Annotated in this window: 22 protein-coding genes; 8 read left to right on the top strand and 14 right to left on the bottom strand. The window is 67.8% G+C overall.

Going from position 1 to position 25,052, the window contains the following annotated elements:
- The first annotated feature begins 192 nt into the window (after positions 1–192).
- Positions 193–2,307: a TonB-dependent receptor family protein gene (locus K9U40_RS00455; RefSeq protein ID WP_282888351.1), complete on the top strand. Its 2,115-nt coding sequence runs from the start codon at positions 193–195 to the stop codon at positions 2,305–2,307.
- Between the two features lie 96 nt (positions 2,308–2,403).
- Here the strand turns inward: K9U40_RS00455 and K9U40_RS00460 are convergent, their stop codons facing one another.
- The 7 genes from K9U40_RS00460 to K9U40_RS00490 all read right to left on the bottom strand — a co-directional run bounded on the left by K9U40_RS00460 (position 2,404) and on the right by K9U40_RS00490 (position 8,303).
- Entirely contained in the window at positions 2,404–3,576 is a 1,173-nt protein-coding gene (locus K9U40_RS00460; protein WP_282888352.1) for an isovaleryl-CoA dehydrogenase, read from the bottom strand.
- Positions 3,577–3,756: 180 nt separating this feature from the next.
- The gene (gene tgt / locus K9U40_RS00465; RefSeq protein WP_282888353.1) at positions 3,757–4,914 is read right to left on the bottom strand and encodes a tRNA guanosine(34) transglycosylase Tgt; all 1,158 of its coding nucleotides are present in this window, start codon (positions 4,912–4,914) and stop codon (positions 3,757–3,759) included.
- Entirely contained in the window at positions 4,911–5,999 is a 1,089-nt protein-coding gene (gene queA, locus K9U40_RS00470; RefSeq protein ID WP_282888354.1) for a tRNA preQ1(34) S-adenosylmethionine ribosyltransferase-isomerase QueA, read from the bottom strand. The genes tgt and queA overlap by 4 nt, the downstream gene beginning before the upstream one ends.
- Before the next feature lie 91 nt (positions 6,000–6,090).
- Positions 6,091–6,693: an exopolysaccharide biosynthesis protein gene (locus K9U40_RS00475; protein ID WP_282888355.1), complete on the bottom strand. Its 603-nt coding sequence runs from the start codon at positions 6,691–6,693 to the stop codon at positions 6,091–6,093.
- 116 nt (positions 6,694–6,809) lie between these two features.
- Entirely contained in the window at positions 6,810–7,181 is a 372-nt protein-coding gene (locus tag K9U40_RS00480) for a ribbon-helix-helix domain-containing protein (protein WP_282888356.1), read from the bottom strand.
- 130 nt (positions 7,182–7,311) lie between these two features.
- The gene (locus K9U40_RS00485) at positions 7,312–7,893 is read right to left on the bottom strand and encodes a DJ-1/PfpI family protein (protein WP_282888357.1); all 582 of its coding nucleotides are present in this window, start codon (positions 7,891–7,893) and stop codon (positions 7,312–7,314) included.
- Between the two features lie 122 nt (positions 7,894–8,015).
- Complete coding sequence (locus K9U40_RS00490) at positions 8,016–8,303, bottom strand: usg protein (protein WP_282888358.1); 288 nt, start codon at positions 8,301–8,303, stop codon at positions 8,016–8,018.
- 389 nt (positions 8,304–8,692) lie between these two features.
- Here K9U40_RS00490 and groES point away from each other — a divergent pair, with 389 nt between their 5' ends.
- The 3 genes from groES (at position 8,693) to K9U40_RS00505 (ending at position 11,494) form a co-directional block, all read left to right on the top strand.
- Positions 8,693–9,007: a co-chaperone GroES gene (gene groES, locus K9U40_RS00495; protein WP_282888359.1), complete on the top strand. Its 315-nt coding sequence runs from the start codon at positions 8,693–8,695 to the stop codon at positions 9,005–9,007.
- A 98-nt stretch (positions 9,008–9,105) separates the two neighbouring features.
- The gene (groL, locus tag K9U40_RS00500; RefSeq protein WP_282888360.1) at positions 9,106–10,737 is read left to right on the top strand and encodes a chaperonin GroEL; all 1,632 of its coding nucleotides are present in this window, start codon (positions 9,106–9,108) and stop codon (positions 10,735–10,737) included.
- Positions 10,738–11,155: 418 nt separating this feature from the next.
- On the top strand, positions 11,156–11,494 hold the full coding sequence (locus tag K9U40_RS00505; RefSeq protein ID WP_282888361.1) for a hypothetical protein: 339 nt from the start codon (positions 11,156–11,158) through the stop codon (positions 11,492–11,494).
- A gap of 135 nt (positions 11,495–11,629) precedes the next feature.
- Here the strand turns inward: K9U40_RS00505 and mfd are convergent, their stop codons facing one another.
- Together mfd and K9U40_RS00515 are read right to left on the bottom strand one after the other, a co-directional pair.
- A complete protein-coding gene (gene mfd, locus K9U40_RS00510; protein ID WP_282888362.1) occupies positions 11,630–15,136 on the bottom strand; it encodes a transcription-repair coupling factor in 3,507 nt (1,168 codons plus the stop codon).
- A gap of 69 nt (positions 15,137–15,205) precedes the next feature.
- Positions 15,206–15,502 (bottom strand): succinate dehydrogenase assembly factor 2, encoded by a 297-nt coding sequence (locus tag K9U40_RS00515; protein ID WP_282888363.1) that lies wholly within the window; start codon positions 15,500–15,502, stop codon positions 15,206–15,208.
- Between the two features lie 202 nt (positions 15,503–15,704).
- Here K9U40_RS00515 and cobS point away from each other — a divergent pair, with 202 nt between their 5' ends.
- From cobS to K9U40_RS00530, 3 genes are read left to right on the top strand one after another with little or no spacing between them, the layout of a single operon-like run.
- Positions 15,705–16,502, top strand: coding sequence for an adenosylcobinamide-GDP ribazoletransferase (cobS, locus tag K9U40_RS00520; RefSeq protein ID WP_282888364.1), 798 nt, complete (start codon positions 15,705–15,707; stop codon positions 16,500–16,502).
- Between the two features lie 54 nt (positions 16,503–16,556).
- A complete protein-coding gene (locus tag K9U40_RS00525; protein ID WP_282888365.1) occupies positions 16,557–16,784 on the top strand; it encodes a DUF1289 domain-containing protein in 228 nt (75 codons plus the stop codon).
- Positions 16,785–16,788: 4 nt separating this feature from the next.
- Positions 16,789–17,511 carry a retropepsin-like aspartic protease family protein gene (locus K9U40_RS00530; RefSeq protein ID WP_282888366.1) on the top strand — a complete coding sequence of 241 codons (723 nt, stop codon included), beginning with the start codon at positions 16,789–16,791 and terminating at the stop codon, positions 17,509–17,511.
- A 226-nt stretch (positions 17,512–17,737) separates the two neighbouring features.
- Here the strand turns inward: K9U40_RS00530 and K9U40_RS00535 are convergent, their stop codons facing one another.
- Positions 17,738–18,271, bottom strand: coding sequence for a carboxymuconolactone decarboxylase family protein (locus K9U40_RS00535; protein ID WP_282888367.1), 534 nt, complete (start codon positions 18,269–18,271; stop codon positions 17,738–17,740).
- 105 nt (positions 18,272–18,376) lie between these two features.
- Positions 18,377–19,213 carry an aldo/keto reductase gene (locus K9U40_RS00540; RefSeq protein WP_282888368.1) on the bottom strand — a complete coding sequence of 279 codons (837 nt, stop codon included), beginning with the start codon at positions 19,211–19,213 and terminating at the stop codon, positions 18,377–18,379.
- Between the two features lie 246 nt (positions 19,214–19,459).
- Between K9U40_RS00540 and K9U40_RS00545 the strand changes: the two genes are divergently transcribed.
- Positions 19,460–20,575: an alpha/beta hydrolase gene (locus K9U40_RS00545; protein WP_282888369.1), complete on the top strand. Its 1,116-nt coding sequence runs from the start codon at positions 19,460–19,462 to the stop codon at positions 20,573–20,575.
- 18 nt (positions 20,576–20,593) lie between these two features.
- Here the strand turns inward: K9U40_RS00545 and K9U40_RS00550 are convergent, their stop codons facing one another.
- The 3 genes from K9U40_RS00550 to K9U40_RS00560 form a co-directional block, all read right to left on the bottom strand.
- The gene (locus K9U40_RS00550; protein ID WP_282888370.1) at positions 20,594–21,892 is read right to left on the bottom strand and encodes an SGNH/GDSL hydrolase family protein; all 1,299 of its coding nucleotides are present in this window, start codon (positions 21,890–21,892) and stop codon (positions 20,594–20,596) included.
- Positions 21,889–22,221, bottom strand: coding sequence for a hypothetical protein (locus K9U40_RS00555; RefSeq protein WP_282888371.1), 333 nt, complete (start codon positions 22,219–22,221; stop codon positions 21,889–21,891). Before K9U40_RS00555 ends, K9U40_RS00550 begins: the two co-directional genes overlap by 4 nt.
- A gap of 615 nt (positions 22,222–22,836) precedes the next feature.
- The gene (locus tag K9U40_RS00560; RefSeq protein ID WP_282888372.1) at positions 22,837–25,014 is read right to left on the bottom strand and encodes a malate synthase G; all 2,178 of its coding nucleotides are present in this window, start codon (positions 25,012–25,014) and stop codon (positions 22,837–22,839) included.
- Between the last annotated feature and the right edge of the window lie 38 nt (positions 25,015–25,052).

Raw genomic sequence — 25,052 nt, forward strand, 5'->3', positions numbered from 1 at the left:
GGGATCGGGGGCCTGTCCGGTCGATATGACCGGTCCGCCCGCGCGCCCCTGAACCGACAGAACACGCCACGCGTCCCGATCAGCCTGCGGCGCGGGCTGGTGGTCGCGTGATCTGTCGCCTCTCGCCCGAACCTTCCGGCCCTTCACAGTTGCGCCGCGCGCAGGCCTGCGCCGACGGCACACGGAGCTGTCATGTCCCCTCACCTTCCTTGCGCGCCTCTCGCCGCGCATGGCGCACGCACGCGCGCCGCCACTCTCCTCCTGCTCGCTTCCGTCGCCCTTCCCATCGGCGCCAGCCAGTCAACAGCCTTGGCACAGGAGGCGACGGCCCTCCCGGATGTCCAGGTGGACGGCGACGACAGCACCACCTCCCTCACCGTGGCGACGGAAGCCCAGGCCCGGGCCGCCATCGAGCGTACCCCGGGCGGCGCCGAGGTGGTGCCCGACACCGCCTGGCGCGACGGCCGGGCGCTCACCATCAAGGACATGCTGGACTTCGTGCCCGGCGTGTTCGCGCAGACCAAATGGGGCGAGGACACCCGCCTCTCCATCCGCGGCTCGGGCGTGTCGCGCAATTTCCACCTGCGCGGCATCCAGCTGTTCCAGGACGGCATCATCCCCCTGAACTCCGCCGATGGCGGCGGCGATTTCCAGGAGATCGACCCCACGGCGTTCCGCTATGTGGAGGTGTTCAAGGGCGCGAACGGCTACCAGTTCGGCGCCAACGCACTGGGCGGCGCCATCAACTTCGTGACGCCCACGGGCCGCGATTCGAAGGGCTTCGAGGCGCGGATCGACGCCGGCAGCTTCGATTTCTACCGCTTCCAGGCGAGCGCCGGCGGCGCCATGGGGACTGCGGACGGCTTCATCACCGCCTCCGCCTTGACCTCAGGGGGATACCGCCAGCATTCGGCCGGCGATTCCGTGCGCGCCTCCGGCAATTTCGGATGGCGCCCCTCCGAGACCTTCGAGACGCGCTTCTTCTTCAACGCCAACGACATCGAGCAGCAGATCCCCGGCGCCGTCTCCAAGACCGCGGCGCTGACCGATCCGCAGGCCGCCAACCCCACCAACGTCAAGCTTGACTACCAGCGCAACATCCAGTCGGCCCGGCTCGCCAACAAGTCGGCCTGGGTCGTCAGCGACACCACCAGGCTGGAGTTCGGCGGCTTCGTCTCCGACAAGTCCCTCGATCACCCCATCTTCCAGGTGCTGGACAACCAGTATGTGGACTATGGCGGCTTCGCCCGCCTCGTGGACGAGCGGCAGGTCGCGGGCTTCGCCAACCGCCTCACCGCCGGCATCACCACCGCCATCGGCAACATCGACGCCAAGCGCTACGTGAACCAGTACGGCAACCCCGGCGCCCTCACCTTCGCCGCCAGCGAGGACGCCACCACCACCACCGTCTATGCCGAGGACAATTTCTACCTCACGCGGTCGTTCGCTCTGGTCGGCGCGTTCCAGTACCTCACCGCAACCCGTGAGCGGACCGGCATCTACAACGCCGCAACCGGCGAGCAGGACTACACCTTGTTCCTGCCCAAGGGCGGCGTCGTGTGGGATGTGGGGCCGGGAGCGCAGGTGTTCGGCAACATCTCCAATTCCGGAGAGGTGCCCACCTTCTCCGAGCTGACCAATTTCGCGAGCCCCATCCTCTCCAACCTCAAGGCCCAGACCGCGACCACCTACGAGATCGGCAGCCGGGGCCGCAGCGAGGACTTTACCTGGGATGTCTCGCTCTACCGCTCCAACGTCATGAACGAGCTGCAGTGCGACGCCAGCAGCATTCCCGGCATGTGCACGGTGGTCAATCTCGGCTACACGGTGCACCAGGGGGTGGAAGCCGGCTTCGGCGGCACGCTGCTGAAGGGGATCTGGGAGCACGGCGCGGCACCGGACAAGGTCTGGTTCAATCTCGCCTATACCTATTCCGACTTCTTCTTCGACAATGACCCCGTCTGGGGCGACAACCAGCTGCCCGGCATTCCGCCGCACTACATCCGCGCAGAACTGCTCTACAAGCATCCGAGCGGCTTCTATGCCGGACCCAATGTGGAATGGGTGCCGACCCCTTATTATGTGGACGACGCCAACACGTTGAACACGGCCGCCTACGCCCTGCTCAATTTCCGCATCGGCTACGACAAAGGCGGCCCGTTCACCGCCTATATCGATGCCCGCAATCTCTTCAACACGGCCTATATCGCCACCGTCAGCGTGACCGGCAGGGCAACGCAGACCTCGGCCCTGTTCGAGCCGGGCAACGGGCGCTCGGTCTATGCGGGCATCCGCTATACGTGGTGAGGCTTCAAGCGCGATCCGGGCAAATTGAACCCTTTGCCCGGATCGCGCTCTGAACCGAAGGATGGCGCACGGCGTCCGTCGCCGCGCCGGCGCGCCTCAGGCCGTCTTGTCGAACAGCTGGCGGCCGATGAGCATGCGGCGGATCTCGCTGGTGCCGGCGCCGATCTCGTAGAGCTTGGCGTCGCGCAGCAGGCGGCCCGTCGGGTAATCGTTGATGTAGCCGTTGCCGCCCAGGGTCTGGATGGCTTCGAGCGCCATCCAGGTGGCCTTCTCGGCGGCGTAGAGGATGGCGCCGGCGGCATCCTCGCGGGTGGTGGCGCCGCGGTCGCAGGCCTTGGCCACGGCGTAGACATAGGCCTTGGTGGCGTTCATGGTCACATACATGTCGGCGATCTTGCCCTGCATCAGCTGGAAGGTGCCGATGGGCTGGCCGAACTGCTTGCGCTCGTGGACATAGGGCAGCACCACATCCATGCACGCCTGCATGATGCCCGTGGGCCCGCCGGCGAGCACCGCGCGCTCGTAGTCGAGGCCGGACATGAGCACGTTGACGCCCTTGCCCACGGCGCCGAGCACGTTCTCCTCCGGCACCTCGCAATCCTCGAACACCAGCTCGCCGGTGTCGGAGCCGCGCATGCCCAGCTTGTCCAGCTTCTGCGCCGTGGAGAAGCCCTTGAAGCCCTGCTCCACCAGGAAGGCGGTCATGCCCTTCGGGCCGGCGGCGGGGTCGGTCTTGGCGTAGACCACCAGCGTCTCGGCAATGGGGCCGTTGGTGATCCACATCTTGGAGCCGTTGAGGATGTAGCGGTCGCCCTTCTTCTCCGCGCGGGTGCGCATGGAAACCACGTCGGAGCCCGCGCCCGGCTCGGACATGGCGAGCGCGCCCACATGCTCGCCGGAAATGAGCTTGGGCAGGTATTTCGCCTTCTGCTCTGCATTGCCGTTGCGGCTGATCTGGTTGACGCACAAATTGGAGTGCGCGCCATAGGACAGGCCCACCGAGGCCGAGGCGCGGGAAATCTCCTCCATGGCGATGACGTGCTCGAGATAGCCGAGGCCCGAGCCGCCATATTCCTCCTCCGCCGTGACGCCGAGCAGGCCCAGCGCGCCGAGCTTGGGCCAGAGGTCGCGGGGGAAGGTGTTGGTGCGGTCGATCTCGGCGGCGCGCGGGGCGATCTCGGCATCCGAGAACGCGCGCACGGTGTCGCGCAGCATGTCGGCGGTTTCGCCGAGGTCGAAATCGAAATCCGCGGAGCTGTTCGGCAGCATTCTAATTCCCTCCCTTGCTCCCTGTGTTCTGCATCGCGGACGGAGCCGGCGCGCGGGAAGCGGCGCTAGAATAAAACGGTTGTCCGTTTATTCAATGGGGTTGGGCCGGGGCAGCGCAGTCTTTCGTTCCCCGGATCAGCGCTCCGGCTTCGCCGTCGCTTGTCCGGGCACGAAGTCATCCTACCCCGCCCACATCGGAATATCCCCGCGCGCCCAGCCCGCCTTGACGCCCGCCACATAATCCCCGTACCGCCCCTCGGCGATCGCCTTGCGCGCGCCGGCCATGAGCTGCTGGTAGTAATGGATATTGGCCCACGAGATCAGCATGGCTCCCAGCATCTCCTCGCAGCGCACGAGGTGGTGGAGATAGGCGCGGGAATAGTCGCGCAAAGCCGGGCAGTCGCTCTCCTCGTCCAGCGGACGGGGGTCCTCGGCGTGGCGGGCGTTCTTCAGGTTGATGCGGCCAAAGCGGGTGAAGGCCAGCGCGTGGCGTCCCGAGCGGGTGGGCATCACGCAGTCGAACATGTCGATGCCGCGCGCCACCGATTCCAAGAGGTCGTCGGGCGTGCCCACGCCCATGAGGTAGCGCGGCTTGCCGGCCGGCAAATGCGGCTCCACCGTCTCGATCATGGCGAGCATGATCTCCTGCGGCTCGCCCACCGCGAGGCCGCCGATGGAATAGCCGGGGAAGTCCATGTCCGCCAGCGCCCGGGCCGATTCCACCCGCAGCGCCGGCACTGCCCCACCCTGCACGATGCCGAACAGCGCCCGCCCTTTCGGCTGCGCCTCGAACGCGCGCTTCGAGCGCTCGGCCCAGCGCAGGGACAGGCGCATGGCGCGCGCGGCGTCCTCGTCGGTGCAGGGCAGGCGCACGCATTCGTCGAGCTGCATCTGGATGTCGGCGCCGAGCAGGCCCTGGATCTCCACCGAGCGCTCGGGGCTCATCTCGTGGATGGCGCCGTCCACATGGGAGCGGAAGGTGACACCCTGTTCGCTCATCTTGCGCAGGCTCGACAGGCTCATCACCTGGAAGCCGCCGGAATCGGTGAGGATCGGCCCGTCCCAGCGCATGAATGTGTGCAAGCCGCCGAGCTTCGCCACCCGCTCGGCGCCGGGGCGCAGCATGAGGTGGTAGGTGTTGGCGAGCACGATGTCCGCACCCGCCTGCCTCACCTGGTCGAAATAGAGGCCCTTCACGGTCGCCACCGTCCCCACCGGCATGAAGGCCGGCGTGCGGATGACGCCGCGCGGGGTCGAGACGTAGCCGGTGCGGGCGGCGCCATCGGTGGCGGACAGGGTGAAGGAGAAGGTATCGGCCAGAGGCTTGAGGAGCGTCATGGCCCGCCTTCTGGCAGAAGCAGGCACGCATCGCCATAGGAATAGAAGCGATAGCCGGCCTGTATGGCATGGGCATAGGCGCGCTTCTGCGCCTCATGCCCCACGAAGGCCGCCACCAGCATCACCAGCGTCGAGCGCGGCAGGTGGAAGTTGGTGAGCATGCCGTCCACCGCGCGGAAGCGATAGCCGGGGGTGATGAAGATGTCCGTCTCCCCCACGAAGGGGCGGATGAGGCCGTCTTCCCCCGTGGCGCTCTCGATGAGGCGGGTGGAGGTGGAGCCCACGGTGAAGATGCGCCCGCCTTTGGCCTTCACGGCATTGAGGGCGGCGGCGGTGTCCGCACTCACCTCGCCCCATTCGGCATGCATGCGATGGCCGGAGGTGTCCTCCGCCTTCACCGGCAGGAAGGTGCCCGCCCCCACGTGCAGCGTCACGGTGTGCATCCCTGCCCCCGTGGCAGCGATGCGGGCCAGAAGCTCCGGCGTGAAATGCAGGCTCGCCGTGGGCGCGGCCACCGAGCCGGACACGCGGGCGAACAGGGTCTGGTAATCGGTACGGTCGCGGTCGTCCTCGGCGCGGCGGGCGGCGATGTAAGGCGGGATGGGCATGTGACCCACGGCGGTCACCGCCTCGTCCAGCGCCGCCCCGGCCAGATCAAAGGCGAGGACGAGAGAGCCGTCCTCCGCCTTCGCCGCCACCTCGGCATCGAAGGTGCCGAGGAGGCACGAGCGCCCCTCCCCGCCGAAGCGGATCCGGTCCCCCACGCGCAGCCGCTTGCCCGGCTTGGCGAAGGCCTGCCAGCGCGACGCATCGAGCCGCTTCACCAGGTTGGCCTCGACCCGCACGTGCGAGCCGCCGTCGCGCCCGCGCACCCCTTCGAGGGCGGCGGGGATGACACGGGTGTCGTTCACCACGACGGCGTCGTCGGCCGTGAGGAAATCCGGCAGGTCGCGGACCTGCAGGTCAAGAAGCTCTGGCGTGCGCCCCGGTTGCACCACGAGCATGCGCGCGGTGTCGCGCGGCTCGGCGGGGCGCAGGGCGATGCACTCCTCCGGGAGATCGAAATCGAAGGCGTCGACGCGCATGGGAAAAGGCTGCGTGCTCTGTGTTGAAATGAGAAGGCGATTCACGGGCAAGTGGCTTCAACTTGCCCGGATCGCGCGCTCGTCGGCAGGATCAGAAGATGGCGATCGCGCCCTGCCAGATGGCCCAGGTCATCAAGGCGGTGACGAGCAGGCCCAGCACCGTCGCCCCGAAGCCTGCCAGGATCACGAGGCCATCCCGCTCCACGAGGCCGAGGCCGAAGATGCACACGGCAAAGCCCGGCGGCAGGTTGCCGAGGAAGGGAATGGGCAGCAGCAGGATGAAGCCGAGCAGCACCACCGTCGCCCCCACCACGCGGCGGGCCGTGGGGCCGGCGAACTGCTCCAGGCGCGGGCGCGACAGCTTCTCGAAACGCTCGATCCAGGGCCGCGAGCGGGTGACGATGGCCTCCAGCATGGCGCGCGAGAAGGTGCGCTTCGCGATGGACTCGGGCAGCCACAATTCCTGGCGGCCGAGCACCATCTGCAGGCCGATGAGGCCCAGGATGATGCCGCAGATCACCGGGATGCCGGGCGGCATGGGGATGCAGTTGGGAATGCCGAAGATGAGGAACAGAATGCCGAAGGCACGATTCCGCAAGGCGTTCACGAGGTCGCCGATGGCCACCTTGTCCTGTTCCTGGGCGGCAAGGACGGCGGCGAGCAATTCAGACGTTCGGGGTGTGCGGTGATCCAAGTGGACCTCGTTTCCATGGCTCACCTTCACTCTTAGCATCGGGAAAGCGGCGGTGTCAGGGCATGGGAGTCGCAGGGGCCCATTGCATAATTCGATACCTCCGCCCCGCATTCCCCTCAGGCTGCGGACGACGCGCGGCGGCCCAGAAGGGGCGCATCGCGCTCCGCGTGAAGGACAGCCGTGGCGTCGAGCGCTGCGAGCGCGCCCTCCTCCGGTACCAGCCCCTGCGCCCGCAGCGCCAGATAGCGCCCGCAGCAGACCCTGAGGAAAGAGGTGAAGTTCTCGATGTCGCGGCCGGCCTCGGCCTTCTCGTCATGCAGCCGCGACAGCAGGCGATTGACGGAGAGGCCGTCGCGCGCGGCGATGTCCTCGAGCACGGACCAGAAGAAGGCTTCGAGCCTGACACTGGTGCTGAAGCCGTTGAGGCGAAGCGCCCGGGTTTCCTGGATCCAGAGCGCGGGGTCGGCCCCGCTGAACAAACGGCACATGGGATCATCCTCCCGCTCGTCCGCGCCCGTGCCGGGCCAAAGGCAGGCGAGGGGCGCCCGGCATGCGCGCAACCCCCGCGCTACACGCATGCCGTTCGCCGCCCCGCTCACAGATAACCCGATGGGCAGCTCAAAGCGAGATGGAAGTCCCCAATAGGGCAAGGAACTGGGCAACGAACGCCGGATGGGCAGGCCAGGCCGGCGCGCTCACGAGATTGCCTTCGGTGACGGCCTGATCCACGGGAATGTCCGCATAGGTGCCACCGGCCAGCTCCACTTCCGGGCGGCAGGCGGGATAGGCCGAGCAGGTGCGGCCCTTGAGGACGCCGGCGGCCGCCAGCATCTGCGCGCCGTGGCAGATGGCCGCCACCGGCTTGCCCGCCTCGAAGAAATGCCGGACGGCCGCAGTCACCTCCGGATAGAGCCGCAGATATTCCGGCGCGCGGCCGCCGGGAACCAGCAGAGCGTCGTAGCTTGCCACGTCCACCTCGGCGAAGGTGGCGTTGAGGGCGAAGAGGTGGCCCGGCTTCTCGGTATAGGTCTGGTGACCCTCGAAATCGTGGATGGCGGTCGCGATCTTGTCGCCGGCCGTCTTGCCGGGACACACGCCGTGCACCGTGTGCCCCACCGCCAGCAGCGCCTGGTAGGGCACCATGATCTCGTAGTCTTCGCCGAAATCGCCGACGATCATCAAAATGCGCTTGCCCGCCATTGCCGTCTCCCCGGTTGCGCAGGAGCGCGAACGCGCCTGCGTCGAAGCGGCAAGGTTAGGGGCGCACGCCGTCCGCCGGGTGTTATCCGGTTGCGACAGCTCGGGGCGCCGCGTCGCCGGCGTCAGTTCAGCAGGAACATCCCGTCCACGGTCCGCAGCTCCGCCGGCTTGATGAGCCCGCTATGGGCCACCCGCACCGAGTGGAGCCGGCCCTCGATCTCCCGCTGCCAGAACTCGAGAAACCTGTTGAGTTCGGGAAAACGCGGGCAGAGGTCGTATTCCTGCCAGAGATAGGTTTGAAGAAGGGCGGGATGGTCGGGCATCCGGTAGAGGATCTCGGCCGTGGCAAGGCCGTAGCCCTCCATCTGAAGGACGAAATCCCGCGACACCCTGGATGGATGGGACACCATGGGGCACACCTCCATATCCCTGTCCCCGACGCCTCGCGGCCGCCGCGAAAGCAGGTCGGGACCAGACAATTCCATTGTCGGCTCCAAAGTTTCCGCCGGCCAAGGCTAAAGTTTGGTTTCCGTTTGCAAAAACAATGCTCTAGCAGCCTTCAGGCAGGACTGCTGACAGGCGCGCTGGCGAACGATTGGGCGCGCGAAAAACGAGCAGAATCTGGGTAGCCATTTGATTTTCAACGCCCTTCCGGTGCATTGGCACTCTATATCGGCGAGTGCCAAATTTTTTGCCGAGCCCCCTTGCGGGACGAAAACGCCGCCCTTAGATCGCGATCGGGCCGGGTGCCTGAAGGCCCGGCGCCTTGAATTGAAGCAACCAACCGGAGGTTTCCCCGATGGGTTTCCGTCCTCTGCACGACCGCGTGGTCGTGAAGCGCATCGAAGCTGAGCAGAAGTCGGCCGGCGGCATCATCATTCCCGATACCGCCAAGGAGAAGCCGCAGCAGGGCGAAGTCGTCGCCGTGGGCCCGGGCGCCCGTAACGAGAAGGGCGAGTTGGTCGCCCTCGACGTGAAGCCGGGTGATCGCGTGCTGTTCGGCAAGTGGTCCGGCACCGAGGTGAAGATCGACGGCCAGGATCTCCTGATCATGAAGGAGAGCGACATCCTCGGCGTGCTCGAGGCGTCCGCGAACGCCCAGAAGGCGGCCTGAGCAGGCAGCCCGGCCGGGGCCGGCAGACCGCGCGCTGAGCCGCCGCACCGTCCCCGCTTTCACCCCTCCCCTCGTCCCAATCTGAAGGAGCAGGCCACATGGCTGCCAAGGACGTAAAATTCTCCATTGATGCGCGCGACAAGGTCCTGCGCGGCGTCGACATCCTCGCCAACGCGGTGAAGGTCACCCTCGGCCCCAAGGGTCGCAACGTGGTGATCGAGAAGAGCTTCGGCGCCCCCCGCATCACCAAGGACGGTGTGTCGGTGGCCAAGGAGATCGAGCTCGAGGACAAGTTCGAGAATCTCGGCGCCCAGCTGGTGCGCGAGGTCGCCTCCAAGACCAATGACCTCGCCGGCGACGGCACCACCACCGCCACCGTGCTGGCCCAGGCCATCGTCCGCGAGGGCGCCAAGGCGGTTGCCGCCGGCATGAACCCCATGGACCTGAAGCGCGGCATCGACCTCGCCGTGGACGCCATCGTCAAGGATCTGGCCGCCAACTCCAAGAAGGTGACCTCGAACGACGAGATCGCCCAGGTCGGCACCATCTCCGCCAACGGCGACGCCGAAGTCGGCAAGTTCCTCGCCGAGGCCATGAAGAAGGTCGGCAACGAGGGCGTCATCACCGTCGAGGAAGCCAAGTCCTTCGAGACCGAGCTCGACGTGGTCGAGGGCATGCAGTTCGACCGCGGCTACCTCTCGCCCTACTTCATCACCAATGCCGAGAAGATGCGCGTGGAGTTCGAGGAGCCCTACATCCTCATCAACGAGAAGAAGCTGACCGGCCTGCAGGAGCTGCTGCCCGTGCTCGAGGCGGTGGTGCAGTCGGCCCGTCCGCTGCTGATCATCGCCGAGGACGTGGAAGGCGAGGCCCTCGCCACCCTCGTGGTGAACAAGCTGCGCGGCGGCCTCAAGGTCGCGGCGGTGAAGGCTCCCGGCTTCGGCGACCGTCGCAAGGCCATGCTGCAGGACATCGCCATCCTGACCGGCGGCACCGTGATCTCCGAGGAAGTCGGCATCAAGCTCGACAGCGTGAACCTCTCCATGCTCGGCCGCGCCAAGAAGGTGGTGATCGAGAAGGAGAACACCACCATCGTCGACGGTTCCGGCGAGAAGGCCGACATTGAGGCCCGCATCGCCCAGATCCGCGCCCAGATCGAGACCACCACCTCCGACTACGACCGCGAGAAGGCGCAGGAGCGCCTCGCCAAGCTCGCCGGCGGCGTGGCCGTGGTGCGCGTGGGCGGCTCGACCGAGGTCGAGGTGAAGGAGAAGAAGGACCGCGTGGACGATGCCCTGCACGCCACCCGCGCCGCGGTGGAAGAAGGCATCGTGCCCGGCGGCGGCGTGGCCCTGCTGCGCTCCATCAAGGTCCTCGAAGGCCTCAAGGTCGACAATGCCGACCAGAAGACCGGCATTGAGATCGTGCGCCGCGCCATCCAGGCTCCCGCCCGCCAGATCGTCCAGAATGCGGGCGACGACGGCTCCGTGGTGGTGGGCAAGATCCTCGAGAACGCCGACTACACCTTCGGCTACAACGCCCAGACCGGCGAATATGTGGACATGGTGAAGGCCGGCATCATCGACCCCACCAAGGTGGTGCGCACCGCGCTCCAGGATGCGGCTTCCGTGTCCGGCCTGCTCATCACCACCGAGGCGCTCATCGCCGAGCTGCCGAAGAAGAACGCCCCCGCGGCCCCGGCCATGCCGGGCGGCGGCATGGACTTCTGAGGTAGAACAGACCTCTGACGCCGCCCGGCTTTTTCGCGAGGGAGCAAACCGGCAAGCCGGTTTGCTCGGGCGGCGGCATGGACTTCTGAGGTAAAGCAAGCCTCCAGCGCCGCCCGGCGAGTCTTTGAGTAACGCAAACCGGCAACAGCCGGTTTGCTCGGGCGGCGGAGCAACTTGAGTGAGAACGGCCGGGCCCTGTGCCCGGCCGTTTCTTTTGGGCATCAGGCTGCCCCCGCCTGCGCCGGATCCCGTCCCTTCAACTCCCGCTGATCCCTCCCCTGACACCATGGCGGGCGCTCCTCGGGCACGTTATGGTTGAAGAGGGAGAGCAGACCAAAATGCCCCATGAGGTCGCGCGCCCGGCCGGGATGGCCCGTCCGTCCGGCCATCGGGAAGTGTGAGCACGAAAGGATCAGTCATGAAGACGACCATTGTCGCGGCAGCCCTCGTTCTGGCGCTGGCTCCCACCGCCGTGTCGGCGCAGGGCGTGGTGAAGGGCGCCGAGCAGGGCGCCAGCAAGGGTGCCGAAGTGGGCGACAAGGCCGCCGGGCCGGTCGGTACCGCCGTGGGTGGCACGGTGGGTGGCGTCGGCGGTGCCGTCACGGGTGGCGTGTCCGGCGGCGTGAAGGGCACCGGCGAAGGCGCCAAGGAAGGCGCGCGCGCCGGCGAGAAGGCGGCGGGTCCCGTGGGCGCCGTGGTCGGTGGCACCGTGGGCGCGGTGGGCGGCGCTGTCGGCGGCGTGCTCGGCGTCAAGTAGGCCGGCCAAGGCTCCAACAAGGCTTCGGGCCCCAAGGCTCCAGTCATCGCCGGAGCCAGAGAACACCAAGGCCCGCCGCGGCACTGCCCCGGCGGGCCTTTTCATGTGCCGAGCCGCGTCACGCCGGAGCGAAGCTCAGAGTCCCTTCTTGCCGGCCAGCGCGGCGAGCTTCTTCAACACCACCAGCGTGCCCTTAAGGCGCGCATCGGCGGTGGGCCAGTCGCGCAGGAACACCACCTTGAAATCGGGCCGCACCTTGGCCTGGTTTCCCTCCTGCCCGATGAGCTTCACGAGGCCCGAGGGATCGGCGAACTCGTTGTCGCGGAAGCCGAGCACCACGCCCTTGGGGCCCGCGTCCACCTTCTCCACATTGGCCTTGCGGGCGAGCGCCTTGATCTGGGTGAGCTTCAGGAGCTGGCCCACCTCCTCCGGCGTGGGGCCGAAGCGGTCCACCAGCTCCGCGCCGAAGGCGTCGATCTCCGCATCCTCCTGGATGTCCGCGAGGCGGCGGTACAAGGCGAGACGTACGTGGAGGTCCGCCACATAGTCCTCCGGGATCAGCACCGGCATGCCGATGGTGATGTTGGGGGACCACTTGTCGTCCACATAGTCGGTGATGCCGGCCTTGATGTGGGCGATCGCCTCCTGGAGCATCTCCTGGTACAGCTCGTAGCCCACTTCCTTGATGTGGCCCGACTGCTCGTCGCCGAGCAGGTTGCCGGCGCCGCGGATGTCGAGGTCGTGGCTCGCCAGCTGGAAGCCGGCGCCGAGCGTCTCCAGCGATTGCAGCACCTTGAGCCGGCGTTCCGCCTGGGTGGTGACGGGCCTCGCCGCCGGCACGGTGAAGATGGCATAGGCGCGGGCCTTGGCCCGGCCCACGCGGCCACGCAGCTGGTAGAGCTGGGCGAGGCCGAACATGTCGGCGCGGTGCACGATCAAGGTATTGGCATTGGGCACGTCGAGGCCCGATTCCACGATGGTGGTGGAGAGCAGCACATCGTACTGGCCGTCGTAGAAGGCGGTCATGATGTCTTCCAGCGCCCCGGCGGCAAGCTGGCCGTGGGCCACCGCCACCTTCACCTCGGGCACGGATGCGGCCAGGAATTCGCGCACCTCCGCCAGATCCTCGATGCGCGGCACCACATAGAAGCTCTGGCCGCCGCGATAGCGCTCACGCAGCAGCGCCTCGCGCACCACCAGCGGGTCGAACGGCGTCACGAAGGTGCGCACCGCGAGGCGGTCCACCGGCGGCGTGGCGATGATGGAAAGCTCGCGCACCCCGGTCATGGCCAGTTGCAGCGTGCGCGGGATGGGGGTTGCGGTGAGGGTCAGCACATGCACCTCGGCGCGCAGTTGCTTCAGGCGCTCCTTGTGGGAGACGCCGAAATGCTGCTCCTCGTCGACGATGACGAGGCCGAGGTCCTTGAAGCTGATGGCCTTGCCGAGCAGCGCATGGGTGCCCACCACGATATCCACCGTGCCGTCGGCGAGGCCCTTCTTCACCGCTGTGAGGTCCTTGCCCGTCACCATGCGCGAGGCCTGGGCGATGTTCACCGGCAGGCCCTTGAAGCGCTCGGAGAAGGTCTTGAAATGCTGGCGGGCGAGCAGGGTGGTCGGCACCACCACCGCCACCTGCTTGCCGGAGAGGGCCACGGCGAAGGCCGCGCGCAGGGCGACTTCCGTCTTGCCGAAGCCCACGTCGCCGCACACCAGCCGGTCCATGGGATGGCCGGAGGCGAGGTCGTCCAGCACCGAGTCGATGGCGGCTTCCTGGTCGTCGGTTTCCTCGTAGGGGAAGCGGGCGCGGAACTCGTCGTAGAGGCCCATGGCGGGCACCAGTTTCGGCGCCTCGCCAAGCTGGCGCTGGGCCGCGATCTTGATGAGTTCGGACGCCATCTCGCGGATGCGCTTCTTCATCCGCGCCTTGCGCGCCTGCCAGGCACCGCCGCCCAGCTTGTCGAGCTGGGCCTCGGTCTCCTCCGAGCCGTAGCGGCTCAGGAGCTCCAGGTTTTCCACCGGCAGGAACAGCTTGTCCCCGCCGGCATAATGGAGCTCCAGGCAATCATGGGGCGCGCCCATGGCCTCCACGGTCTTCAGGCCGACGAAGCGGCCGATGCCGTGATCCACATGCACAACGAGGTCGCCGGCGGTGAGCGCGGTCAGCTCGGTGAGCACGTCCTGCGGCCGGCGGGCCTTGCGCTTGGGGCGCACGAGGCGGTCGCCGAGGATGTCCTGCTCGCCGATGACAGCGAAGTCCGGCGTCTCGAAGCCCGCCTCCAGCCCGAACACGGCGAGCGCCGCCTGGGTCTTTGGCAGGGCCGCGAGGCTGTCGAAGCGGGAGATGGCGGCGAGGCCCTTGAGCCCGTGGTCGGCCAGCACCGTGCCCAGCCGCTCGCGCGAACCCTCGGACCATCCGGCGAGGATCACCTTCTTGGACTTCTGCAGCTCGCGCACATGGGTGATGGCCGCGTCGAAGACATTGGCCTCGGGGTCCGCCCGCTCGGCGGCGAAGGAGCGGCCCTGCACGCCGCCGAGGTCGATGATGCGCGCCTGTGTCCCCTGCGGCGCGGCGAACGGGCTGAGGCGCGCAAGGGAGAGCTCGGCGATCCGCTTGTTCCATTCCGGGCCGGTCAGATAGAGCCGGTCGGGAGGCAGCGGATTGTAGATGCTGCCACCCGCCAGCTCCTGCCCGCCCTTTCGGGCGTCGTAATAGTCGGCGATCTGGGCGATGCGCTCGCCCGCCGCCTCCTCCGCCAGCGGATCCAGCAGGAGGGTGCCACCGTCCAGATAATCGAACAGGGTGTCCATGCGCTCGTGGAACAAAGGCAGCCAATGCTCCATGCCCGCATGGCGCCGGCCTTCGCTCACCGCCTCGTAGAGGGTATCGCCCTTCCGGGCGGCGCCGAACTCCGCCACGTAGGCCATGCGGAAGCGGCGCATGGTCTCGGTCATGAGCTGGAACTCGGCCATGGGCACGAGCTCCAGGGAGCGCAGCTGCCCGGTGGTGCGCTGGGTCTCGGGATCGAAGGCCCGGATGCTCTCCAGCGTGTCGCCGAAGAAATCGAGGCGGATGGGGGCGTCGAGGCCCGGCGGATAGAGGTCGATGAGGCCGCCGCGGACCGCATATTCGCCGGTATCGCGCACGGTGGGGGTGCGCAGGAAGCCGTTCTGCTCGGCCCATTGGGTCACACCGTCGAGGTCGATGGCGTTGCCCGCCGCGGCGACCAGCGATTGCGCCGCCACCAGCCCCTTGGCCGGCACCCGCTGCACCGTGGCGTTCACGGTGGTGAGCAGGACGCACGCATTCCCGCCCTTGATGCGGGCGAGCTTCGCCAATGTCGCCATGCGCCGGGCCACAATGGCGGCGTTGGGCGAGGCGCGGTCGTAGGGCAGGCAATCCCACGACGGAAAGCTCAGCACCTCCAGCTCGGGCGCGAAGAAGGCGAGACCCCGCTCCAGCGCCGCCATGCGCTGGCCGTCGCGGCAGACGACGGTGAGGCTTGGCCAGGGTGCATTTTTGCGCCCGGCGAGGGACCGGGCGAGGTCCGCCACCACCATGCCCTCCATGCCGTCCGCGACGCGGGAGAGGATGAGCGGCCGGCCTTCGGCCAGCGCGTCGGCAAGGGGCTGGGGACGCTTCACGAGGGCACTCCGGTAAAATGCAGGCAGGGCCTGCGAGCGACGCTCATTGGCCCTTGGCACAGGGCGCGGTCAGGCCGGCAGGCCGCGCCCGGACATGTGGAAGTCGCAGATCCTGCGGAACAGCGGCGTGTCGAATTCGATGGGCGTCGGCTCGCTGCCGCTGATCCAGGAGAAGACCTTCTGGTCCTCGGGCTCCAGCAGCGCCTCGAAGGCGTCGAGGTCGGCGTCGGACAGGGCCTCGATCTCGGAATTGGCGAAGCCGCCGAGAATGAGGTCCATCTCCCGCATGCCGCGATGCCAGGAGCGGAACAGAATGCGGCGACGGCGCTCGTCCAGCCCGTCGCTGGACCTCGTTAGGCCGGACATGATCTCGATGCCTCCAAAGCACGGCGTCGGCCGGGCCGAAAAGCCCGTCCGTGCCGGGCATATAGGGGCAAGACGCGCCTTTTGGCCAGTGAGGCGCGCTGCCCCATCCGCCCCACCCCTTGACCCGGACGGCAAGACAGGCTCCCAAGGGCGGGCGGCGGGCTCGACCCGGCGCGCCCCCGCCACGGCCAGCCGGAACACCATGCAGCCCGAACGGATCGGACAAGATATCGTCGCCGCCCTGCGCTTCTATTCCCGGCTGCCCATCCCGGCGCGGCGGGGCGAGGCGGACGCCTTCGCCATGCCGGAGCTCGACCGCATCGCCTATGCCATCCCTCTGGCAGGCGCGGGGATCGGCCTTGTCGGCGCGCTGGTCCTGGTCGGTGCCGTGGCGCTGAAGCTGCCGGCCTTCCTCGCAGCCGGGCTGGCGGTCACCGCCCTCGTGCTCGCCACCGGCGCGTTCCACGAGGACGGCCTCGCCGACACGGCGGACGGCCTCGGCGGCGGACGGGACCGGGCCCAGCGCCTCGCCATCATGCGCGACAGCCGCATCGGCACCTATGGCGGCTCGGCCCTCGTCCTGGCGCTGCTGCTGCGGGTGGCGGCGCTGGAGGCGCTCGTCACCTCGGCCGGCCCGTTCCGGGCGGCACTGGCGCTGGTGGCGGCGGAAGCGGCCTCGCGCGCGGCGGGCGTGCTCCTCCTGCTGGCTTTGCCCTCCGCCCGCACCGATGGCGCGGGGGCCTCCTTCGGCCGTCCGTCCGAGGCCGCCGGCCTTGCATGCGGGCTGGTGGCGGCGCTGCTGGTGGCGGTGATCCTGGTGCCGGGCTTCGGCATTTCCACCGCGTTCGCCGGGCTCGTTGCCCCGCTGCTGGCCCTGTTCGCGATGACCTGGATATCAGGCCGGCTCATCGGCGGGCAGACCGGGGACGTGGCCGGCGCCACCCAGCAGGTGGCAGTGATTGTCTTCCTCCTCGGCGTGCTTATCTTTCCAGGCAGGTAATGCGGGACCCGAGTCGTCCCGGCTTGGTGACCAGATCCAGCGAGCGATGTCCCATTGACCGTACAGAAGACCGCGTCCGAGACGAACGCCATCGCCACGCCCTGCATCAAGGTGTGCGCGGTGGAACCGCTGAGCGGGCTGTGCCTCAGCTGTGGCCGTTCGCTGCGCGAGATCGGCGCCTGGACCTCTTTTTCGCACGATATGCGCGCCGCCATCATGGCCACCCTCCCCCAGCGCCTCGCCCGGCTCAAGGCGCAGGTGCGCGATTGCGCTCCGGACTGACACCATGCGTAGCGACCGGCTCCTGTGGATGCTGCTGATCGGCCTGCTCGGCGGCGTTGTGGTGCTTGCGGTGCATCACGAGCAGGGCGAGGTGGCGGGCATCGACCTGAACCAGTTCGGTGCGCTGGTGAGCCAATTGGCCATCGCAGTCTTCATCGGCGCGGGGCTGTGGTCGGTGGTGCGCGGCCGCATCGGCGAATCGCTCGTGGCCGCCGCCTTCTGGCTGGTGCTCGCCGCCCTCCTCGCCCTCGGCTACACCTATCGCGAGCCGTTGGCCCAGGTGGGCCGGCGCGTGCTGGCGGAGTTGGCGCCGGGCTATGCGGTGAACGTCGCCCAGTCCGGCAGCTCCGTGGTGGAGGTGACGCGCGCGGCTGGCGGGGACTTCGCCGTGCGCGCGGCCGTCAACGGCACCAGCCTGAACATGCTGGTGGATACGGGCGCCTCCTCCGTGGTGCTGACCCACGAGGCGGCGCAGGCCGCCGGCCTGCCGGTGGATTTCCTGAAATACGACGTGCCCGTGGACACCGCCGGCGGACGCACCCGCGCCGCGGCCGTGGTGCTGGACAACATCCATATCGGCGGCATCGTGGAGCGCCGGGTGCCGGCCCTCGTCTCTCCGCCCGGCATGCTGCGCACCAGCCTGCTCGGCATGAGCTTCCTGTCACGGCTCCAGGGCTTTGAATTCCGCGGCGACCGCCTTGTGATGCGCGGCGCCGCGGAGCGCTGAATGTCGGACGGGCGCAGGCTTCAGAGCGTTCCCCCGTTTCGGGGAAACGCCTACCTCTCTGCGTGGACGCACTTTCCTCACCCGAACGGGCGCCGCCTCGCTCGAAAGCGCTTTAGAGCACGCGCCGATCTGCTTGCATCGCAAGCTGATCGGACAACGCGTTCTCTTTCTTGCGTTTAGAGGGCGATTCACCGATCAGATTGATTCAATCTGATCGGATCGCGCTCTAGCGGCCCGTGCCCGGCGCGGATGCCGCGCTGGCTTTCATCTTGTCGGCCGCCTTGGCGATGGCGGCGTCGGTCTCCTTCATGAACTGCGCCTCGTCCACCTGCATGCCGTTCAGCACGGTGCTCCAGTGGCGGGTAATGGCGGCCATGGCGACGGCCTCGCGGATTTCCTCCTCGCTCGCCCCGTAAAGGCGGGCCGCAGCGGTGTGGAAATAGACGCAATAATGGCACGGTACCTGCGCCGCGACCGCAAGCCCGATCAGTTCCTTCTCCTTGCCGGACAGCTTGGTCTGCGGGTTGAGCTGCACCGACTTGAACTCAGCCCAGGCCCCGGCGATGCCGGCGTCGGGGAAGGCCTTGAAGAAGCTCGGCACCAGGCCGAGCGTCTGCTCGATGTCGCGATACGTCTCCTCGGCGCTCGCAGACCGCATCCCGCCCGGTGTGGGCGACTGGGCCTGCGCCGGGCCAGCGATGGCCAGCGCGATGCCGAGGCTCGCGGCGCCGATGGCGTAGCGGTGGATGGTGTGGAACATGGCGGAAACTCCCCTTTCAGGGATGCGGCCCTCCAGCCGTACTCCGACCCGGCATCAACGCCGCAGCCCCGCCTGAGTTCCACGACGGCTCGAAGTCCCCCGCGCCTAAAGCATCTCCAGCCCCACCTTGCGGCGTGGCGCGGGGAAGGCTCGGTCGATGGCGGCGAGGTCGTCCGCATCGAGCGCGAGGTCGCGGGCGGCGGCGTTCATCTCCACATGGGCGATGCGGCTGGCCTTGGGGATCGCGATCACGTCTCCGCGCCGCATGACCCAGGCGAGGGCCACCTGGAACGGGTCCACGCCGTGCTTCCTCGCCACAGCGCCCAGGGCGCCGCCGCGCGGCAGGCGAGCCTGCTCGATGGGGCTGTAGGCCATGGCCGGAATGCCGGCTTCGGCGAGGAAGGGCAGCAGATCGAATTCCGGGCCGCGCCGGCTCGGATTGTAAAGCACCTGGTTGGTGGCGCAGGCGCGCCCGCCCGGCGCCGCCAGCAAGTCCTCCATGTCGTCGGTGTCGAGATTGCTGACGCCCCACATGCGGATCTTGCCCGCCGCCTTCAGCGCCTCGAACCCGGCGATGGTTTCGGCAAAGGGATGGCTGCCGCGCCAGTGCAGGAGATAGAGGTCGATCACATCGGTCTTCAGCCGCCTAAGGCTGCGTTCGCAGGCGGCCTCGACGCCCGCCCGGCTGGCATTGTGGGGATAGACCTTGCTGACGAGGAACACCTCGCCGCGCCGGCCGGCCATGGCTTCGCCCACCACCTCCTCGGCGCCGCCATCCGCATACATTTCAGCGGTATCCAGAAGAGTGAGGCCGAGATCGAGCCCCGCGCGCAGGGCCGCCACCTCGCCTTTGCGGGCGGATGCGCCCTCACCCATGTACCAGGTGCCCTGCCCGAGGGCGGGCACGGTTTCGCCATTGGGGAGCGTCACGGTTTTTGGCATGTCGTATTCCGGACTCGGTACCGAGTTGAACACTACGGCTTGAAGCCGGCCGGCGGAAGGGCGCGGGGTTGGCTCGCCGCCATGGGGTGTGTCCGCTTGCTTTGTCGGCCGCATTCCCTACAAAAGACGCCGGATTGCGGTGGGGCTTCAGGGGTTCACCGCATTTTGGGGGCCGAAGTGGCGAGCGTGAGCGGTCAGGGACGAGGGACATTTCGCGCGTGGACGCGGCGGATTGCGCCTTTGCTGATGCTCGCGCTTGCAGCCTGCGCGCGGCCGGAAGGCGTGCTGGTTCCCGTCGAGATCAATGCTTCGTCCGGTGCCCAGGCCGGCAAGCCCGTCGACATGCTGGTGGCCACCACCCGTGCGCCCAGCGATGCCGAGGGCGTGCTCTTCACCGGCGAGCGAGGCAACGGCCTCGCCTTCACCAATATCGTCGTCTCCATCCCGCCCAATCGGGAGGTCGGCTCGATCCAGTGGCCGAGCCGGGTGCCCGCGGACCCGTCGCGGGAATTCGCCGTGACGCGGGTGGACCCCATCCCCGCCAAGCAGGTCAGGTCCTGGTTCCAGCAGCAGCCACGCGCCAAACGCCGGGTGCTGGTCTTCGTCCATGGCTTCAACACCCGCTTTGACGCGTCCGTATTCCGCTTCGCCCAGTTCATCCACGATACCAGCGCCGACTACATGCCGGTGCTGTTCACCTGGCCGTCCCGCGGGCGGGTCACCGACTATATCTACGACCGGGAAAGCGCCAATTTCTCGCGTTCGGACTTGACTTACGTGCTTTCGGCGGCGGTCAGGAGCCCGCAGGTGGACGAGGTGGTGGTGCTCGCCCATTCCATGGGCGCCTGGCTCGCCATGGAATCCCTGCGCCAGCTGGCTTTGACCGACGGGCGGGTGCCGGCCAAGATCACCAATGTGGTGCTTGCCTCCCCCGACCTCGACATCGACGTGTTCGAGCGGCAGATGCAGGAACTGGGACCCAAGCGGCCGCACCTGACGATCTTCGTCTCCCGCAACGACCAGGCCTTGGGCATTTCCCGCCTGCTCGCCGGACAGGTGACGCGCGTGGGCGCGGTGGACCTCACCAATCCCGACTACAGCGCGCGCCTCGAACAGGCGACGGGCATCGTCGTTCTGGACCTCACCGCCTTGCAGGGGGGCGACGCGCTCAACCACAGCAAGTTCGCGACCCAGCCCGACATGGTCCGCCTGCTCGGCGACCGGCTGATGGCCGGCCAGAGCATCTCGGACGACGGCGCGCCCGGGGCGGACACGGTCCAGGCCATGGGCGGCGCGGTGGGAACGGTGATTGCCGCTCCCCTCCAGCTGCCGATCCAGGTGTTCGCGGCCGGGCGCAACTGACGCCCGGCCGCGCCGCCATCAGGCCGAGATGCGCCGGCGCATGGCGAAGCGCGAGACCTCGACCACCGCCGTCCCCGCCGTTCGCGCGACGATCTCGGCACGCGGGACGAGCCAGTTCTTCGCCGTGCCGGCCTGAACCGTGACCGGCCCGATCACGTGATCGAGGGTGTAGCTCTCGTCGGGGCCGTATTCGGACGGAGCGGCCTCGATCATCGAGTAATTGGCCAGTTCCACCCCGTCGAGGGCCACCGGCACGAACATGCGCGTCGCGGCCACGGCGGACATCCCCGACACCAGCCGCATCCGGCAGCCGAAATCGAACACGTCTCCCGGATTCCACAGCCCGGTGGAGACCGACTGGCGCAGGTACAGGCGCTCGCCGGCCGCCGTGAAGGTGATCGTCAGGATCGCCTTGCTGCCGATGGAGGGATCGAGGGGTGCGCCGTCATCGGTGCCGTAGGTGATGGCCACCGTCGGCGAGCCGGAACGGTTCAGCTCCCAGCTGGCCGGCACCGCGCCGGACGTGAGCGCCGCACCGATGCTGTTCGTGCCCCCGGACTGGGTGACGAACAGGGCGTTGGAGAGAAACGCGGTCGGCTGGACATCCGTGAGGTCGAGATGGCCGAAGCGCGGATAAGGCGGAATGATCTGCGACAGCAGATTGGCCAGCGATTTCCCCCAGTAATAGGCGCCCAGCCCCTGCGGATGGGTCAGGTCGTAGAAATAGTTCGGCTTCGGCGCGAGGGCCGAGGTCGAATTGGTCGGGTTGAGGATCATCTTCGAGGCGTCGTGAAGATAGACGCGCGGCATGGTGAGAGCGAACTCGGTCAGCCGCTGGTTCAGCTCGTTGAGGATGCCGATCTGCGTAACCGTGTAGTTCGCCGAGCCCGGCGGCAGCTCGATGACCACCTGCGCACCCGCATTCACGATGGCGCGCGCCATGATCGCGATGTTGGCCGCAGCCGTTGCCGCGCAGGTGCCCGAGGTCGGGTAGAGCTGGCCCACATCGTTGGTTCCGGCGATCAGGATGACCGTGCCCGCCCCCGAATTGATGGTGGCCTGCAGGCGCGCCATGATCTGGTCCGTGCGCTCGCCGGACCAGCCGAAATTGCCGCCGCTGGAGGTGACGAAGCGCAGCCGGCTGCCGCTGAGCACGCTGGCCCAGGCCAGCTGCGAGCGCGTGCAGAGATTGCGCCTGTTGCTGTCGAGATGGAGCGACGCCGCAAGGCTGTCGCCCAGCGTCGCCACCAGATTGGGTGAACGCAGGCGCGTCCACGGGGCTGCTGCCAGCCCGCGCGCGATGCCGTCGATGCTCATTGGCTGATCCGGTAGCTGATGGTGCCGGAGCCGAAGGACGCGCAGCGCAGCCGGTACTCGACGGCGTATTCGGGCTCCTCGAAGATTTCCGAGACCGGGCCGCCGAAGGTGGAGAGGGCCACGCCCGCGCCGGTGATGGGCAGCCAGGTGGTGCCAGCGTCGAAGCTCCGCTCGACCACCACGGTCCCGACGAAGGTGCCCCACAGCGAAACGTTGAAGCCGCGGCCGGGGATGGGGGTGAAGGTGGCGCTGTTGCCGGTGGCGGTGAAGCTGCCGGCAACCGCCGTCTGGCCCGAAGCGGTGCCCGGCGCCTGAAGGATATTCAACATCTTACCTCCTTTTGAAGCGTCCTGATGACGCCCGTTCCACACAACCGGTGCGGAACGATGGGAGGATCACACAACTATTAGGAGCGTTTGTAGATTGGCACAACCATTGGCGCAACATCGCCCGCTCTCTTGCCTGCGGCGAAGCGTGCGACCCCAATGCCGACAAGCCTTTTGCAGGAGGAGGGAGATTGTTCAGCCCTCAGACACGGGGCAAAATGTATCCCCCTCGGCTGTCCAGCTTGTGGAAGCTGACGGCACCCGTGCCGGTCCTGAACATCTGAAGCAATTTTACTGGAGCGCGATCCGAGCAAATTGACCCAATTGGCTCGGTGCATCGCCGTCTAGGCTTGAGAAAGAGAACGCGGCGCAGCCTCCGTTGGAGCATTGCGAGAGCCTGCGGCCATGACCGAGAGCAGGATTCGCGTGGCATGATAAGCCCGCTGGGCGGAACGGCAGTTGGCATGGATTTCCTGCGTCCCCTCCCCGGAACCGGTCGGTCGCGGACCGGATGTCCCAGCCCTCCCTTGGGCTCAAAGCCACCGCAAGGGCGGGTTCTCCCGGACGACCGAAGCGCGACGTGACTGTCGCACTTCGGTTCAGGCCGGAAATGGGCCGTCAGCTCTGGCTTGCGAGCTCAGCCTTCAGCTCCAGCCGGCGCTGGTGGAGCAGCGGCTCGGTGTAGCCGCTCGGCTGCACGCGGCCCTTGAAGACGAGGTCGCAGGCGGCCTTGAAGGCGATGGAGGCATCGAAGTCCGGCGCCATGGGGCGGTAGAGCGGATCGCCCGCATTCTGCCGGTCCACCACCGCCGCCATGCGCTTCATGGTCTCCATCACCTGCGCCTCGGTGCACACGCCGTGGCGCAGCCAGTTGGCCATGTGCTGGGAGGAAATGCGCAGGGTCGCGCGGTCCTCCATCAGGCCGACATCGTGGATGTCCGGCACCTTGGAGCAGCCCACCCCCTGGTCGATCCAGCGCACCACATAACCGAGGATGCCCTGGGCGTTGTTGTCCAGCTCCTCCTGGATCGCCTCGGGCGTCCAGTTCGGCCGCACCGCCACCGGGATGGTGAGGAGGTCGTCCAGCTTCGCCTTGGGGCGGCTGCGCAGCGCCGCCTGCACCTGATGCACGTCAACCTTGTGATAGTGGGTGGCGTGCAGGGTGGCGGCGGTGGGAGACGGCACCCAGGCCGTGTTGGCGCCCGCCTTGGGATGGGCGATTTTCTGCTCCAGCATGGCGGCCATCATGTCCGGCATGGCCCACATGCCCTTGCCGATCTGGGCGTGGCCGGCGAGCCCGCATTCGAGGCCCGTATCCACGTTCCAGTTCTCGTAGGCGCCGATCCAGGCGGCCTGCTTCATGTCGCCCTTGCGGACCATGGGGCCGGCTTCCATGGAGGTGTGGATCTCGTCGCCGGTGCGGTCGAGGAAGCCGGTATTGATGAAGGCGACGCGGCTCGAAGCGGCGCGGATGCACTCCTTGAGGTTCACCGTGGTGCGGCGCTCCTCGTCCATGATGCCCATCTTGATGGTGTTGCGGGCGAGGCCGAGCAGGTCCTCCACGCGGTCGAAGATCTCCACCGCGAAGGCCACTTCCTCCGGCCCGTGCATCTTGGGCTTCACCACATACATGGAGCCGGTGCGGCTGTTGGCACGGCGACCGTTCGGGCCGATGTCGCGCAGGGCGATGAGCGCGGTGACGGCCGCATCCATGATGCCCTCGGGGATCTGCGAGCCGTCCTTCAGCAGGATGGCCGGATTGGTCATGAGGTGCCCGACGTTGCGCACCAGCATCAGCGAGCGGCCGGGCAGCACCAGCGTGCTGCCGTCCGGGGCGGTGTATTCGCGGTCGGGGTTGAGGGCGCGGGTGAAGGTGCGGCCGCCCTTGGCGATCTCCTCCTTGAGGTCCCCCGTCATCAGGCCGAGCCAGTTGCGGTAGACGACGACCTTGTCCTCCGCATCCACGGCGGCGACGGAATCCTCGCAATCCTGGATGGTGGTGAGCGCGGCTTCCAGCACGAGGTCGGAGATGCCGGCCTTGTCGTCCCTGCCGATGACGCTGGCGCGATCCACCACGATCTCGATGTGGAGGCCGTTCCTCTTCAGCAACACGGCGGAGGGCGCCGACGGCTCGCCGCGATAGCCGGCGAACTGGGCCGGATCCGCAAGGCCGGTCGCGCCGACGACGAGCGCGCCATCCTTCACCGAGAGCGCCCCGGCACCCGACCACGAGCCGTCCTTCAGCGGGGCGCTCTCGTCGAGGAAGGCGCGGCCCCAGGCGATCACCTTGGCACCGCGGCCGGGATTGTAGCCCTTGCCCTTCTCGGCGCCGTTGCTTTCCGGAATGGCATCGGTGCCGTAGAGCGCGTCATAGAGCGAGCCCCAGCGCGCGTTCGCGGCATTGAGGGCGTAGCGCGCATTCATCACCGGCACCACCAGCTGCGGCCCGGCGACCTCGGCGATCTCGGGGTCCACGTTGGCCGTGGTCACGGCAAAGGCGGGGCCTTCGGGCACCAAATAGCCGATTTTGGCAAGGAAAGCCTTGTAGGCATCAATGTCGATCGGGGCGCCGTTGTCCCGATACCACTGATCGAGCGTCTTCTGCAGATCCTCGCGCTGCTCGAGGAGCGCGCGATTGCGCGGCGCCAGATCGTGGGCGATGGCGGACAGGCCGACCCAGAACGCCTCCCCCTCGATGCCGCTGCCGGGCAGAACCTCCGTCTCGATGAAATCGTGCAGAGCACGCGCGATGTACAGCCCGGCGCGTTCCACCCGGGCTTCGGTCCCACTTGCCATGTTCACCGTCTGTCACCTTTTTCCCAAGGCGAGACCGC

It is taken from the genome of Xanthobacter autotrophicus, assembly GCF_030015065.1.
Classification (GTDB): domain Bacteria; phylum Pseudomonadota; class Alphaproteobacteria; order Rhizobiales; family Xanthobacteraceae; genus Xanthobacter; species Xanthobacter autotrophicus_D.

What these genes read in the sequence shown, in the direction of transcription:
- cobS (WP_282888364.1), top strand. Translation starts at nt 15,705, where the DNA reads ATGCAGCCCGAACGGATCGGACAAGATATCGTCGCCGCCCTGCGCTTC.
- K9U40_RS00480 (WP_282888356.1), bottom strand. Translation starts at nt 7,181, where the DNA reads ATGTGCCGTTTGTTCAGCGGGGCCGACCCCGCGCTCTGGATCCAGGAA.
- tgt (WP_282888353.1), bottom strand. Translation starts at nt 4,914, where the DNA reads ATGACGCTCCTCAAGCCTCTGGCCGATACCTTCTCCTTCACCCTGTCC.
- K9U40_RS00550 (WP_282888370.1), bottom strand. Translation starts at nt 21,892, where the DNA reads ATGAGCATCGACGGCATCGCGCGCGGGCTGGCAGCAGCCCCGTGGACG.
- K9U40_RS00555 (WP_282888371.1), bottom strand. Translation starts at nt 22,221, where the DNA reads ATGTTGAATATCCTTCAGGCGCCGGGCACCGCTTCGGGCCAGACGGCG.
- K9U40_RS00560 (WP_282888372.1), bottom strand. Translation starts at nt 25,014, where the DNA reads ATGGCAAGTGGGACCGAAGCCCGGGTGGAACGCGCCGGGCTGTACATC.
- K9U40_RS00545 (WP_282888369.1), top strand. Translation starts at nt 19,460, where the DNA reads ATGCTCGCGCTTGCAGCCTGCGCGCGGCCGGAAGGCGTGCTGGTTCCC.
- K9U40_RS00530 (WP_282888366.1), top strand. Translation starts at nt 16,789, where the DNA reads ATGCGTAGCGACCGGCTCCTGTGGATGCTGCTGATCGGCCTGCTCGGC.
- K9U40_RS00515 (WP_282888363.1), bottom strand. Translation starts at nt 15,502, where the DNA reads ATGTCCGGCCTAACGAGGTCCAGCGACGGGCTGGACGAGCGCCGTCGC.
- K9U40_RS00535 (WP_282888367.1), bottom strand. Translation starts at nt 18,271, where the DNA reads ATGTTCCACACCATCCACCGCTACGCCATCGGCGCCGCGAGCCTCGGC.
- K9U40_RS00540 (WP_282888368.1), bottom strand. Translation starts at nt 19,213, where the DNA reads ATGCCAAAAACCGTGACGCTCCCCAATGGCGAAACCGTGCCCGCCCTC.
- K9U40_RS00490 (WP_282888358.1), bottom strand. Translation starts at nt 8,303, where the DNA reads ATGGTGTCCCATCCATCCAGGGTGTCGCGGGATTTCGTCCTTCAGATG.
- K9U40_RS00460 (WP_282888352.1), bottom strand. Translation starts at nt 3,576, where the DNA reads ATGCTGCCGAACAGCTCCGCGGATTTCGATTTCGACCTCGGCGAAACC.
- groL (WP_282888360.1), top strand. Translation starts at nt 9,106, where the DNA reads ATGGCTGCCAAGGACGTAAAATTCTCCATTGATGCGCGCGACAAGGTC.
- K9U40_RS00505 (WP_282888361.1), top strand. Translation starts at nt 11,156, where the DNA reads ATGAAGACGACCATTGTCGCGGCAGCCCTCGTTCTGGCGCTGGCTCCC.
- K9U40_RS00455 (WP_282888351.1), top strand. Translation starts at nt 193, where the DNA reads ATGTCCCCTCACCTTCCTTGCGCGCCTCTCGCCGCGCATGGCGCACGC.
- queA (WP_282888354.1), bottom strand. Translation starts at nt 5,999, where the DNA reads ATGCGCGTCGACGCCTTCGATTTCGATCTCCCGGAGGAGTGCATCGCC.
- groES (WP_282888359.1), top strand. Translation starts at nt 8,693, where the DNA reads ATGGGTTTCCGTCCTCTGCACGACCGCGTGGTCGTGAAGCGCATCGAA.
- K9U40_RS00485 (WP_282888357.1), bottom strand. Translation starts at nt 7,893, where the DNA reads ATGGCGGGCAAGCGCATTTTGATGATCGTCGGCGATTTCGGCGAAGAC.